General features: G+C 63.2%; 8 protein-coding genes. 3 read left to right on the top strand and 5 right to left on the bottom strand.

What is annotated here, in order from left to right; all coding sequences use genetic code 11:
- Positions 1 to 6: 6 nt before the first annotated feature.
- Positions 7 to 828: an aldo/keto reductase gene (locus ACN9MY_RS18480; protein WP_426161942.1), complete on the top strand. Its 822-nt coding sequence runs from the start codon at positions 7 to 9 to the stop codon at positions 826 to 828.
- On the opposite strand, the gene ACN9MY_RS18475 is transcribed toward ACN9MY_RS18480, so the two are convergent.
- Together ACN9MY_RS18475 and ACN9MY_RS18470 are read right to left on the bottom strand one after the other, a co-directional pair.
- Positions 825 to 1469, bottom strand: coding sequence for a PEP-CTERM sorting domain-containing protein (locus ACN9MY_RS18475; RefSeq protein ID WP_426161941.1), 645 nt, complete (start codon positions 1467 to 1469; stop codon positions 825 to 827). The two genes, ACN9MY_RS18480 and ACN9MY_RS18475, sit on opposite strands and share 4 nt — an antisense overlap.
- The gene (locus ACN9MY_RS18470; protein ID WP_426335917.1) at positions 1466 to 3145 is read right to left on the bottom strand and encodes a rhamnogalacturonan lyase B N-terminal domain-containing protein; all 1680 of its coding nucleotides are present in this window, start codon (positions 3143 to 3145) and stop codon (positions 1466 to 1468) included. The genes ACN9MY_RS18475 and ACN9MY_RS18470 overlap by 4 nt, the downstream gene beginning before the upstream one ends.
- A 288-nt stretch (positions 3146 to 3433) precedes the next feature.
- Between ACN9MY_RS18470 and galB the strand changes: the two genes are divergently transcribed.
- Both galB and ACN9MY_RS18460 read left to right on the top strand, forming a co-directional pair.
- Positions 3434 to 6112 (top strand): beta-galactosidase GalB, encoded by a 2679-nt coding sequence (galB, locus tag ACN9MY_RS18465; protein WP_426335916.1) that lies wholly within the window; start codon positions 3434 to 3436, stop codon positions 6110 to 6112.
- A 49-nt stretch (positions 6113 to 6161) separates the two neighbouring features.
- A complete protein-coding gene (locus ACN9MY_RS18460; RefSeq protein WP_426318241.1) occupies positions 6162 to 9362 on the top strand; it encodes a TonB-dependent receptor in 3201 nt (1066 codons plus the stop codon).
- A gap of 17 nt (positions 9363 to 9379) precedes the next feature.
- Here ACN9MY_RS18460 and ACN9MY_RS18455 read toward each other — a convergent pair whose 3' ends face one another.
- The 3 genes from ACN9MY_RS18455 to ACN9MY_RS18445 form a co-directional block, all read right to left on the bottom strand.
- Entirely contained in the window at positions 9380 to 10138 is a 759-nt protein-coding gene (locus ACN9MY_RS18455) for a flagellar brake protein (RefSeq protein WP_426318240.1), read from the bottom strand.
- Positions 10139 to 10260: 122 nt separating this feature from the next.
- Complete coding sequence (locus ACN9MY_RS18450; RefSeq protein ID WP_426335915.1) at positions 10261 to 11010, bottom strand: pseudouridine synthase; 750 nt, start codon at positions 11008 to 11010, stop codon at positions 10261 to 10263.
- The gene (locus ACN9MY_RS18445; RefSeq protein ID WP_426161932.1) at positions 11010 to 13592 is read right to left on the bottom strand and encodes a [protein-PII] uridylyltransferase; all 2583 of its coding nucleotides are present in this window, start codon (positions 13590 to 13592) and stop codon (positions 11010 to 11012) included. Before ACN9MY_RS18445 ends, ACN9MY_RS18450 begins: the two co-directional genes overlap by 1 nt.

Genomic DNA, 13592 nt, shown 5'->3' with positions numbered 1-13592 from the left:
GTCGCCATGACGCTGTCGAGGATCGGGCAGGGCACTTGGAATATGGGCGAGCGGGCAGCCGACAAGGCTGCCGAGGTGCGCGCCCTGCAACTGGGACTGGACCTCGGCATGACCGTCATCGACACGGCGGAAATGTATGCCGATGGCGGCGCCGAGAAAGTGGTCGGCGAAGCGATTGCCGGCCGCCGCAGCGAGGCTTACCTGGTCAGCAAGGTGCTGCCGCAGAACGCTTCGCGCAAGGGCGTGGTGGCGGCGTGCGAGAAGAGCCTGAAGCGCATGAAGGTCGACCACATCGACTTGTACTTGCTTCACTGGCAAGGCAGCGTGCCTTTCGCCGAGACCCTGGAAGGGCTGATAGCCCTGAAGCAGGCCGGCAAGATCCATGAATTCGGCGTCAGCAATTTCGACCTGTCGGACATGAAAAAGGCGACTGCGCTGGCCGGCGGTGAAGCCATTGAGGCGAACCAGGTGCTGTATAACCTGCGTCGTCGCGGTATCGAGTGGGACCTGCTGCCCTGGTGCCAGGAGCGCGGCATATTGCTGATGGCCTACTCGCCGCTTGAATCCAACCGTAAGGAACAGGAACGCCTGCTGGCCGAACCGGCGCTGCAGGCCATCGCGTCGCGTCACCATGCTACGCCCGCGCAGATTGCGCTGGCATGGCTGCTGCGGCAGGACGGCGTGATGCCGATTCCGAAAGCAAGCAGCGAAGCGCATGTGCGCGCCAACGCGGCCGCGATGACGCTGCGCCTGGACCAAGAGGACCTGGCTTCGCTGGACAAGGCGTTCGCCCCGCCCACGCGCGCCACGCCGCTGGACGTGCTCTAGGCGCGCTTGCGGCGCACCGTGGCCAGGGCAAACAGGCCGGCGCCCAGCAGCAAAGCGCCGCCGGGTTCCGGTATGTCTGCCTGGACTGCATCGATGGCCGGGCTGCTCCAGCCGCTGCTGCGGTTGGCGCCGGAGAAGGCGTAGTAGCGCACTTCGTCGAACCCCGTCGCATCATAGAGCCCAAGCAGGGTGCCGCCAGCCTGCGTGAAATTGCCGGCGCCGGTGCGCACATTGTCGTTCCATGTACTCCAGTAGCCGTTCACGGTCAGGTAGCCGGACGCCGCGGCGAAGGCGATGCTGCGGAAATCGCTGCCGTCTGCCCGCCTGATGCTGATGTAGGCATTGTTCCCCGATGTCGACATGTAATTCCCCGAAAACCAGGGACTGAGGTCCGATGGCTGGTCATAGCAGTTGATGCCGGCATAGCCGCACTGGTTGTTGTTGGCCGAACCGTTGAAATGGAACAGCAGGCCGTCCTCCACATAATCATTCGACAGCGCGAGATTTGCGCTGAAGGTAGCGGTGTGCAGCGAGGAGGGCGGCGCAGCCAAGGTACGCATCACGGTTGCCGATGCCGCGCCCGGCACTGCGGCGGCAGCGGCCAGCGCTGCCGACAGGGTGAGTAGTCTTATCTTGTTCATGGCGTAGGAATGAGGTCGACGGCATCCCAGGCGTAGCCGGGGCTCAGGTAAGTGGTGCCGCTGGAACCGCTGATGGCGGTGAGGGTCAGCACGTTCTCGCCGACCACCAGTTCGCTGGCCGGGATATTGAAGGTGTACAGCGTATTGTTGCCACGGTAGGTGCCTACGGTCAGTGTACGCGTTGAAGGCTGGCTGGAGGCGGCCGGGTTGGCCGAGACCCAGCCGTTCACCTGTGCCTTGGGCCGCCCGCCTGCGAAGGCGACGGTGATCCCGGCCCGCAGCGTGAGCGGCACAAGCTGGCTTTGTTTGAGGTTGAAACGGATGGTGATGGTGCCGTTGACGCTCTTCCATTGATAAGCCGGGAATCCGGTGGCCGCGCTGGAACTGCCGATCACAAAGTCGCCCGGCGTCCAGGAAGCCATGCGCACGTCGGATGGATGCATGGTGGTGACCTTGTCGCCGTTCAGCAGTTCCGCCGGCGTGCCGTCCCAGTCGCCGATGCGCCATAGCGCTGCCGCGGTGCTGGGGTCGCCCGCGATATTGATGGTGTTCAGCGCCACCGTCTGTCCCGCCGCCACAGTCACGCTGCGCGTATCGACCACCAGTTCGTTCTTGTAGACCTTCATGGTGTAGGTGCCGGGAATCATGCCGGGGCTGTCGAAGTGACCGGTTGCCGCATCGGCCTTGGCCCAGTACTGGGCGGTGGCATTGGAGAAGCCCACCGTGTATTCATAGCGCGTGTCGCGTCCCTGCAGGCCCACGCCGGCCACGCGGCTGCGCGCTTCAGGGCCGACGAATCCGGTCATGCCCATGCTGGCGAAGAAGGAGGTGTCGGGAGTTGTCGGTGCGCTGCCGTTGTTGAACACCAGCGAATAAGTGTTCAGGATGCCGGGCCGGAACGCTTCGGTCTGGGCCTCTCCATAGTTGACGATGTAGGTAATCTCCTGCGTGGTCGAGGTGCCCTGGTTCAGCAGGCTGCGGTAGAAGGGGCCGCCGCTATTGCCCTCGTTGTTGTCGCGCACCACCCACAGGCCGACGCCGGGACCGGTGGCGCCGATGTACGACCAGTCCTTCAGGCGCCTGTTGGAATAATGCTTGGAGCGGGTCTGGCCGTCGGCAAGTCCGAAAATATCGCCCGATTCAATGGCGCCCGTATTGTTGCGGATATCCGATGGCACAGGCCCGTTCGGCAAGGCGGCAATCGGCACGCGCAGGATATAGCGTGTCAGCCCCAGCGTGCTTGGCTCGCTGGTGAAATAGGTGCCCATGTAGATGTGCGGATAGCCGCGGCGGGCGATATAGTAGTGCGTCAGGTCGCCTGCCTGCACCGTCACCTTGATGAAGTCGGGGCCGAGCGTGGTGGCGTTTACGCTGACTGCGGAAACCCCGGTGTACAGGAAATCAAAGCCGGAATTCACCTGGCTGCCGCGCGACTGGTCCTGGTACTGTACGCCGTTGTAAATCATCGAAGCGATGTCGCCGGCGGACTGCGTGCTCACGCCATTGTCGGTACGGCGGATCTTGAACACCAGGCCGGCGCCGGTGTCGATGGTGTAGAAATTGCTGTCTTCAGTAAGTCCGAAGTCGGCCGCATGGGCATTGCCGGCGAACCAGCCGGAAAAGAGGACGAGCAAGGCCATACCTGCCGCGCAGGCATTCAACCGGAAAGTTTTCACGATGTCTCCTTGGGGATTTTTTTGGTATGTTGCCGTTGAAGTATCAAAGCAGTGGCAGTGGCCAGTCAACGGGGGCACGGCTGCGGTACGCCAGAAAATCACCATGTTGATCGAAGGCCTGCGCCAAATGAATAGCGCAAACAACGCCTTTCAATCGTGCGCAACAGTCTCGCCAACAAGTTGTTGACATTTCTATGACGCCAAATATAGACTGAAATGGTTGCGCTATCGGTTTCGTGTTAGTGGTTGGTTGTTTGCGCGACGGCTTACTTCGAACTACGGGAAAACATGAAACGTCTGACGAAATGCAGGGCGCTGGCGTCCCTGTTGCTTTGGGCTGTCGCGCTGCTTGCTGCCGCCGCTCCGCGAGAACGCCTGTCGATCAATGCCGGCTGGCGCTTCACGATGGGCGATCCACCCGGTACCTCCGCTTCGCTGCGCTACGACGTGCGACCCGAGGTGACGGCAAGTGAAGACGGCAAGGCTGCCGATGCGGTGCCGCAGGCTGCGGCGCTTGCGGCCGCAGCACAGGAACAGGTCCTCAAGCCGTGGATACTCCCGAGCGGCAACGCCTTTATCAGCGATCCCGCTCGACGCCATCGGCGCCCGGCGCAGGAGCCGCAACTGGACGTGGCCTACCTGAAGCCCGGCTACGACGACGTCGCATGGAAGCGCGTGGACCTGCCTCACGACTGGGCCATTGCCGGGCCCTTCCTGGAGACCGGTCCTTATGGCGGCGTTGGCCGCTTGCCCAGCTGGGGCATCGGCTGGTACCGCAAGGCACTCGACATACCGGCTTCCGACCGCGGCCGCTCGATCTTCCTCGATGTCGACGGCGCGATGTCGTATGCGACGGTGTGGCTCAACGGGAAGCTGGTCGGCGGCTGGCCTTACGGCTACAACTCCTGGCGGCTGGACCTGACGCCATACGTCGTCCCCGGCGGCAGCAATATGCTCGCGATACGGCTGGATAACCCGCCGGAGTCTTCGCGCTGGTATCCGGGCGGGGGCATCTACCGCAATGTGTGGCTCACCAAGATGGCGCCCATCCATGTCGCGCATTGGGGCACCCATGTGCGAACGGCGCGCGTGAGCCGGGACTCCGCCGAGGTGTCGCTGGAAGTCGCGGTGGACAACGACTCGCGCAGCGGCGCCACCGTCAGTGTGGCAACGGCGATATACGCGCTGGACGAACAGGGGACCCGCAGCGGCCAGCCGGTTGCGCACATCCAGCCGCAGCGCCTGCAAGTGGCCGCAGGCGCAAGCAATGTCGCAACAGGCAGCACAACCATCGCGCGGCCGCGCCTTTGGGGGCCGCCGCCGACCCAGCATCCGCATCGATACGTGGCCGTCACCACCGTCCGGCGCGACGGCGTTGGGATCGACGAATTCGAGACAAGGTTCGGCATTCGTGATGTGCGCATGGACCCTGACAAAGGCATGCTGGTCAACGGCGAGCGCATTGCGCTGAAGGGCGTGAACAACCACCATGACCTGGGCGCACTCGGCGCCGCCTTCAATGTGCGCGCTGCGGAACGGCAGCTGCAAATGCTGGTGGAAATGGGCGCCAATGCGCTGCGCATGAGCCACAATCCGCCGGCTCCGGAGTTGCTGGAGCTGACCGACCGCATGGGCATCGTGGTGATCGACGAAGTGTTCGATGTGTGGGAACGGAAAAAGACCGCGCTCGATACGCACCTGATCTTCCCCGACTGGCACGAGCAGGACCTGCGCGCCATGATCCGCCGCGACCGCAACCATCCCTCGATTGTGATCTGGAGTATCGGCAACGAGGTGGGGGAGCAGTACACCGGTGAAGAGGGCGCCGCGATCGGCCGCAAGCTGGCTGCCATCGTGCGGCAAGAGGATCGCAGCCGCCCGACCATGACCGCCATGAATTACGCCCGTGCCCACATGCCGCTGCCGGCTACGGTGGACCTGGTCAGCGTGAACTACCAGGGCGCGGGCATCCGCAGCAATCCAGGCCGCTTCCCTGAATTCCGTGCCCGCTTCCCAGGCAAGATGATTTTCAGCAGCGAAAGCGCTTCGGCCTTGAGCAGCCGCGGCGAGTATCAGTTTCCGGTGACGGGCGCGCTCACGTCCTCGGTACGGCCCGACGCCGGCGGCGACTGGAATACGCACCAGGTCAGCGCCTACGAGCTGTATGCGTCCGACTTCGGCACTTCAGCCGACCGCTCCTGGTCCGCGCAGGACCAATACCCTTATGTGGCGGGGGAATTCGTCTGGTCAGGCTGGGATTACCTGGGCGAGCCGACGCCGTTCTACTCTTCGCGCAGTTCCTATTCCGGCATCATCGACCTGGCGGGCTTCAAGAAGGACCGCTTCTACCTGTATCAGGCGCGCTGGCGCCCGGACCTTCCGTTGGCGCACATCCTGCCGCACTGGACCTGGCCGGGCAGGGAAGGCAAGTTCACGCCGGTCCACGTATTCACCTCGGGCGACGAGGCCGAACTGTTCGTGAACGGCAAAAGCCAGGGCCGCAAAAAGCGCGCGGAATTCGAATACCGCCTGCGCTGGGACCTGGTGACTTACGAGCCGGGCGGGTTGAAGGTGATCGCGTACAAACAGGGCAAGGAATGGGCGGTATCGGCGGTACGCACTGTGGGCCCCGCGGCAAAACTCGACCTGGTGCCGGACCGCAGCGAGATCGCTGCCGATGGCGCGGACCTCTCGTTCATCACCCTGCGCGTGACCGACCTGGACGGCAATACCGTCCCCATGGCAAAGGACAGCGTGAAATTCAGCATCGAAGGCCCGGGCGAGATCGTGGCGACCGATAACGGCGACCCGACCAGCTTCGTGCCTTTCCCATCCACCGAACGACCCGCCTTCAACGGCTTGTGCCTGGCCATCGTGCGCGGCAAGCCGGGACAGAAGGGAGCCATCACCGTGCGGGCGCAAGCGCCCACATTACAAGGAGCAAATGTAACTTTGCAAGCGCATTGATAGCGCTAACTAAATCAAGGCCCATGAGGCCGTATATAAAGGAGACAGCATGAACCAGCAACTGGGAGGACGCGTGCGCCGCTTCGGCACGCGCGGTGAAATCCTCGTCATGACCATACTCGCGGGGATGATTTCGACGGCCTACGCGCAAAGCGAAGCGCCGCAACCGCCAGCCACTGCAGCCACCGAGTCGCAGCCCTCCGCCGAAGCCACGCCGGCAACGGATGCCAGGCCAACTGCAGCGAACAAGGTGCTGCCGGTAGTCACCGTGAGCGGTTATCGCAGCTCGCTCGCGCTGTCGGCAATGGAAAAGCGCGACAACATCGGCTTGAGCGATACCGTCTTCTCCGAAGACATGGGCAAATTCCCCGACCCGAACATTGCCGATGCCCTGGCGCGGGTGCCGGGCGTGAACGTGCGGCGCGGCGAGATCGACGGCGAGGGCCTGAACATCTCGATCCGCGGCATGGGCGCGGCGTTCACGCGCGTGCTGCTGAACGGCGCGCCCATGGCGTCGGCGTCGGCGGGAAGTTGGGGCGGTTCGATCAGCGCCAACCGCGAAGTCGACATGGACTTCCTGCCTTCCGAATTATTTCGCAGCGCCAGCGTTTACAAGAGCCAGAAGGCCAGCCTGATCGAAGGCGGCATTGCCGGCACCGTCGATATGCGCAGCGTACGTCCTTTCGACAAGGCCGGCTTTCGCTCCGCGTTTACCCTGAGCGGCAACTACCGCGAGCAAAACAGCAAGACCGGCAATACCGGATCGGCCCTGGTGAGCAATACCTGGACCACCGCCGGCTGGGGCAAGTTCGGCGCCCTGGCCGGCATCGCCTGGGGGAACACCGGCTACAAGACCGACGGGTTCCAGACGGTCGACATGCGCAACTTCCAGTTGAAATCCTTCCAGGGCAATGCGTCGGACAAATTGAACAGCACCGGCGGCGGCTCGCAATCGACGCCCGACACCGTGCCGTCCGGCCTGGCATTGAGCGCCTTGCCGGAATTTGCACGCCCCATCCTGGTGCCGGGCAAGCAGATCGACCGCGCCATGCTGCTGGCGCTGAACCCCGGCGCCACGCTGCAGCAGATCGACAACGGCTTGATGGGCCGACTGGGACGGCACTTTGTCTACGAAGGCAAGCGTAATCGCGCCGGTGAAGTCATCAGCCTGCAATGGCAGCCGAACGATATGCTCGATATCTACCTCGACACCATGTTCGCGCAGAAGAAGAACAGGATGACCTACGAGGGCATGAACGCCGGCACCCGCGCCAATACGCCGATACCGATCGGCATGGAATTCGACCGCAGCGACTGCACCTTGGGGTGCACCATCACCAAGGCGACGTTTGCCAATACTTTCTGGGCGCTGGAATACCGCCCGATGAAGGAGGAGACCAAGTTCCGCAGCATCAATCCGGGCTTCGAATTCCGTCCCAGCGACAAGTGGACCATCGACGGCCATTTCAACGCCACCAACAGCACCTTCTTCCGCGACATGCCGACCGTGCTGGTGGCAACCAGGTCGCCCAATTCCGTCATCTATTACGACAACAGCACGCCGGGGCAGACGCCGGTCTACACCTCCAACCTGGACATCAACGATCCGAACAACTTCGGCTGGTACCAGGCGGGCCAGAGCCTGTCCGGGCTGCGCATGGACCTCTACGAGCGCACCAACAAGACCAAAGGCACTCGCCTGAACGTCAACTGGGGCGACGCGGACTTCAGCATCAAGTTTGGCGGTTCGCGTGACGACATCGAACGGCGCTACCGCAGCTATTCCGTCGCCGACGCCTGGATGAACGTCGCATGTGGCAATAACATGAGCTACCGCTTCTTCGCACCGAACACACAGATCCGCAGCCCCGGTTGCGATGGCCGCAGCACGCCAGGCCCGGTGGCTGATGTCACCACTGCCTACCCGGGTTACGGCACCGGTTCCACCGCCGGGGCGGCGCCCCTGATGTATCTCGGTTCGGTGGTTCCGAATTCGGCAATCCCGAACTACGTGAAAGCGGGCAGCAATGGTTTCATTACCGTCGACTGGCCAAGGTTTGCCGCTGATACGGATTACCAGTACTTCCGCGACAACATCCATAAGGGCTTCCAGAACGGCAGCGGCGGCTACATCCGCGAAGTGGTGGACGCGGCCTATGCGGAAACCACCGGCCGCGTGCAGCTCTTTGGCCGCACCTTGCGCTATAACGCCGGGGTGCGCTATGCGCAGACCGAGCAGACCATCGGCGTGTTGAGTGTCGGCGCCGACCCGCGCAACGCGACGCTGAAGAACGGCGGCCTGTATGACAACCTCAGTGTGTGGAGGTACGAGACCACCAAATACAGCAACACGCTGCCGTCGGCCACGCTGGCCTACAACGTCACGCCGAATACCATCCTGCGCGCCTCCGGGTCGAAGTCGCTGACGCGTGCCAACCCGGCCGACCTGCGCCAGACCCAACTTACGCTGGGCGACCAGGGCGCGCGCCAGGGCAGCGTGACCAATCCGAACCTGAAGCCATTCGAGGCGAACAACCTGGATATCGGGCTCGAGTATTACATGAGCAAGGAAGCCTATGTTTCCCTGAGCGCCTTCGGCAAAGACATCACCAGCCGCCCGGGCCAGCGCATCAACACCTATTCGCTGGCGCAGCTGGACCAGATGTTCGGCACCGTCGGCCTGACGGAGGCGCAGCAGCAGGCGGTGACGGCCAGCGGTGGCCGCGACAAGCATCTGGTGGAAATCACCGAGCCGTACAACATCGACAGCAAGCTGAAGGTTCGAGGCCTGGAAGCCACCTGGCAGCAGCCGCTGGACATGCTGCCGGTGAAGGGCTTTGGCTTCACCGCCAACTTCACCTATGCCAAGCAGACGGACGACGCGCCGAATGCGCCGCCAGTGGCCGGCGTGCCGCCGCGCACCAACAACCTTACCTTGTACTATGAACGCGGCGGCCTGAATATCCGCGTGGCACGCCAATACACGGCAAGCCATGTCGTGAACACCAGTACCGGCTTGAATGTTGCGGGAGGGGCGTATGCCTACACCACGGAGCGCACCCAGGTCGATGCGTCGGTCGGCATGAACCTGAAGCAGATGTTCGGCTTCAGGTACAACACCGACCTGACGCTCAGCGTCTGGAATGCCAACAAGGCGATCAGCCAGACCTATACCCAATTCAGCAACGCGATCTTCGACGAGTACAAGCCCGGCGCCAGCTACACGCTGTCGCTGCGGACTTCGTTCTAGGCGGCGTAAGCCGGGGCTTAGCGCTGGCCGCCGCGGGTAGTGTTAAGCCTTTCCAGGATGCGTTGCAGTTCGTCCTGCATCATGGGCGAGAGGTTCTGGAACTGGCAGCCAATCTGCACCTGCTCGCCGAGCAGGAAGGAGCGGAAATGGCGCGCCAGGCGGATCTCCAGGTCGCAGATCAGCACCGAGCCGGGGCCCATGTCCAGCCGTACGCGCTGCAGCTTGCGGCCGACATGCAAGCCGACTGCATCGCGCGGCGAGCAGCGCATGCCGACGCCGCCGACAGCGAAATCGTACAGCTGCATTTCGTACGGCTTGCCATTCAGGACGAAGGAGGCGGTGTGGTAGGTGCCGAGCGGCGTCTCCAGGCGCGGCGCCGCGCGGCGGTTAAGCACCTGGCAGCGTTCGGGGAATTGCGCCGGGACCAGGGTTGGCTGCTCGGGCAGGGCGTTCCATTGCGGGTCGTCCAGCTTGAACTGGAACTTGGCGCTGCGCAGCCATGCCACGAAGGTGCATTCACCCGGTGGCAGGGTTGAACCTTCGTTCAGCTGGATCACGAAGTGCGGCAGTTCGGGATCGACGGACAGCAGGCGCGCCATCACCGGCTCGACGTTGTCCCGGTGGTAGATTGAAATCGCGTCGCCCGCATCGGCCAGCGCCGCCAGTGCGTCGCCGATTTCATCGGGGTCCACGATATCGTGCGGATGTGACCCCGCGGCAATCGGCTCCACCGCGTCTTGTGGACGGGGCGGTCCCTTGCGGAAGTCGTTTGGCATTGGATCGTTCACAGCTCAGGTTCTCGTTTTTTGGGAGAGGACGCCAACACTTTACCGCGTTCCGGTGCCCAGCGCTTGCTAAACGGCAATGAATGCTGCTTTTCTGTTGCGTTGATGCCGACTCAGAAGTGCTCGTCCGGGCTGAGGTAGCGCCATTGCCCTTCTGGCAAGTTTCCAAGTTTGACACGACCAATGCGCACGCGCTTCAAGCCTACCACGCGCAGGCCAACCATCTCGCACATGCGGCGGATCTGGCGCTTTTTGCCTTCGCGCAGGGTGAAGCTGAGCTGGTCGTCGTTCTGCCAGCGTACTTTCGCCGGCAGCAGCGGTTTGCCGTCCATCCACAGGCCATGATTCAGGCGCTGCAGGTCGCTGTCCGGCAGGCGGCCTGGTTTGGTGTATTCGACGCGGACCAGGTATTCCTTGTCAACGTTGGTATTTTCGCCAATCAGCTGCTTGGCGACGCGGCCATCCTGGGTCAGCACCAGCAGGCCGACCGAGTCGATGTCGAGGCGGCCTGCCGGCACCAGGCTGCGCAACTGGTTGCGGTCGAAGCGTTCCGGCGAGCGGTCTTCGGCCCAGCGGTTTTCCGGCTTGATCAGCACTACGGCAGGCTGGTAGCCGTCTTCGGCCTGGCCGGAGACATAGCCGACCGGCTTGTTGATCAGGATCGTGACGCGGCGCGCCTGTTCGGCGGCAGCCTGGCGTTCCACGGTGACTTTCTGGCTTGGGTAAACCTTGGTGCCCAGTTCGGACACCACCTTGCCATCCACGCGCACCCAGCCCTTGGCGATCCATTCATCGGCTTCACGGCGGGAGCACAGGCCCAGTTCGGACATGCGCTTGGAAAGGCGTAACAATTCTTCGGACATCAGATTTTCAGTACTTCGAGTAAGTCGGTTTCCAGCTGGAGCTGGGTGCGGGCATTGGCCAGGGCAGGGCCGTCGACGATGAACACGTCTTCCACGCGTTCGCCGAGGGTCATGATCTTGGCCGTATGCAGGTTGATCTTGTATTTGGTCAGAACGTTGGCGATCGAGTACAGCAGGCCGGTGCGGTCGTTGGCCGCCACCGACAGCAGGTAGTACTGGCCGCGTTCGTCAGGGCGCAGGTCCAACGTTGGCTGGATCGGGAAGGTGCGCGACAGGCGCGACAGCCGGCCTTTGCTTGGCGCGGTCAGCGGGCCTTGTGTTACCAGCAGGTCGCACAGCTCATGCTCGATCAGGTTGATGATGTCGCGGTAGCTTTTGGCGAAATTCTGCTCGGTGACCAGGAAGGTGTCGAGCGCATAGCCGTGCTTCGTCGTATGGATCTTGGCATCGAGGATGCTGAAGTTCTTGCGGTCGAAGTAGGAACAGATGCGCGCGAACAGGTCGGGCTGGTCCTTGATGTAGACGGCCACCTGCAAGCCTTCGCCAATCGGCGCCAGGCGCGCTTTCACTACCGGCTGTTCGCTGTCCAGCCGATCCCACAGCGCGCGCGTCTGCCAGGCGATGTCGCTGGCGTCGTGGCGCAGGAAGTAGGCCAGGTCGAGCTGCTTCCACAGCGCTTCGTGCGCGTCGGGCGGCAGGCCATACAGGCGCAGGGTGGCCAGCGCTTCCTGTTGGCGGTTCTTCAATTCGCGGTCGGCGGAATGCGGTTCGCCGCCCAGCACGCGCAAGGTCATCTTGTACAGGTCTTCCAGCAACTTGCCTTTCCAGGCATTCCACACTTTCGGGCTGGTGCCGCGGATGTCTGCCACCGTCAGCAGGTAGAGCGCAGTCAGATGGCGTTCATCGCCCACCGTCTTGGCGAAGGCCTGGATCACGTCCGGGTCCGACATGTCCTGCTTCTGTGCCACGTGCGACATGGTCAGGTGCTGCTCGACCAGGAAGGCCACCAGTTCTGTGTCCTCCTCGTTGATGCCGTGCTCCTGGCAGAACTGCTCGACGTCGGCCACGCCCAGCTTGGAGTGGTCGCCGCCGCGGCCCTTGGCGATGTCGTGGAACAGGGCCGCCACGTACAGCAGCCATGGCTGCGGGAAGTTGGCCATCAGCTGCGAGCAGAACGGATACTCGTGTGCGTGCTCGGTCATGGTGAAGCGGCGCATATTGCGCAGCACCATCATGATGTGCTGGTCCACCGTGTAGACGTGGAACAGGTCGTGCTGCATCTGGCCCGTGATCTTGCGGAAGCTTGGCAGGTAGCGGCCCAGGATCGACAGCTCGTTCATCCGGCGCATGTTGTGGATGATGCCCTGTGGCGCCTGCAGGATGCGCAGGAAGTAAGCCTTGTTGACCGGATCGGCGCGGAAGTCGGCGTCGATCTTGAAGCGCTCATGCCACAGTGCGCGCATGGTGCGCGCGGTCATGCCTTTCAGGGCAGGGCGCTCGCACAGCAGCACGAAGATTTCCATGATGGCCGACGGCGTCTTTTCAAACGTGTCGTCGTCGTTCATGTCGATCATGCCGTTCACTTCGCTGAAGCGCTCGTTGATGCGCACCGGCTTCTCGTCGTGTGGGAACAGGTAGGACTCGATGTTCTGCAGCAGGATGGTGTTGAGCTGCACCACGGTCTTGGCAGCCCAGTAGTAGCGCTGCATCAGGTATTCGCTGGCGCGGCGCATGTGCACGCCGGTGCCGGTGGCTTTCAGGCCCAGGGTTTCGGCCACGGCGGTCTGCACGTCGAACACCAGGCGGTCCTCGCGGCGGCCGGCCACCAGGTGCAGGCGCACGCGGATATCCTTGAAGGCGCGTTCCTTCTCCATCAGCTGGCGCGCTTCGGTCTGGGTGATCAGGCCGCGCACGGCCAGGGTGCGCCAGGAGTTGGCCAGGCCGGCGGCCTTGGCCATCCACAGGATCACGTGCAGGTCGCGCAGGCCGCCCGGGCTTTCCTTGACGTTGGGCTCCAGGCTGAAAGGGGTGTCCTCGTACTTGGCATGGCGCTGGCGCATTTCGATGGTCTTGGCCTCGAAGAAGGCGCGCGGGTCCATGGCCTTGTTGTAGGCGTCCTGCAGTTGCGCGAACAGCACCATGTTGCCGGTGATGATGCGCGCTTCCAGCAGGCTGGTTTGCACGGTGATGTCGGCCTTCGATTCGGCCAGGCATTCGTCGATGGTGCGGATGCTGTGGCCCACGTCCAGGCCCAGGTCCCATAGCAGCTGGACGAATTCTTCCAGCTTGCCGCGCGCGGCGTCGTCCGGCGCCTCGTGCAGCAGGATCAGGACGTCGACGTCGGAGTAGGGGAAAAGCTCGCCGCGCCCGTAGCCGCCGACCGCCACCAGGGCGGCTTGCGGCGGCAGGCGGTTTGCTGCCCACGCTTGCGTCAGGATGTCGTCGACGCTGCTGCGCAGGTTGCGCAACAGCTTCTCTGGCATGCCGTCTTCATGGAAGTTGGCAATGATGCGTTGGCGGTCCGATTTAAGCCGGGCCTTGAGCTGTTCCCGGAGGTCCTTCTTCATCGCGGCGTGGGGCAT

The sequence above is a fragment of the Pseudoduganella sp. R-31 genome, assembly GCF_049913235.1.
Lineage (GTDB): Bacteria > Pseudomonadota > Gammaproteobacteria > Burkholderiales > Burkholderiaceae_D > Rugamonas.
The sequence above is the reverse complement of the archived record's forward strand: the minus strand, read 5'-3'. Positions and strand labels throughout refer to the sequence as shown.

Coding starts and splice junctions, on each gene's coding strand:
- ACN9MY_RS18480 (WP_426161942.1), top strand. CDS start 7: ATGACGCTGTCGAGGATCGGGCAGGGCACTTGGAATATGGGCGAGCGG.
- ACN9MY_RS18475 (WP_426161941.1), bottom strand. CDS start 1,469: ATGAACAAGATAAGACTACTCACCCTGTCGGCAGCGCTGGCCGCTGCC.
- galB (WP_426335916.1), top strand. CDS start 3,434: ATGAAACGTCTGACGAAATGCAGGGCGCTGGCGTCCCTGTTGCTTTGG.
- ACN9MY_RS18460 (WP_426318241.1), top strand. CDS start 6,162: ATGAACCAGCAACTGGGAGGACGCGTGCGCCGCTTCGGCACGCGCGGT.
- ACN9MY_RS18455 (WP_426318240.1), bottom strand. CDS start 10,138: ATGCCAAACGACTTCCGCAAGGGACCGCCCCGTCCACAAGACGCGGTG.
- ACN9MY_RS18450 (WP_426335915.1), bottom strand. CDS start 11,010: ATGTCCGAAGAATTGTTACGCCTTTCCAAGCGCATGTCCGAACTGGGC.
- ACN9MY_RS18445 (WP_426161932.1), bottom strand. CDS start 13,592: ATGCCCCACGCCGCGATGAAGAAGGACCTCCGGGAACAGCTCAAGGCC.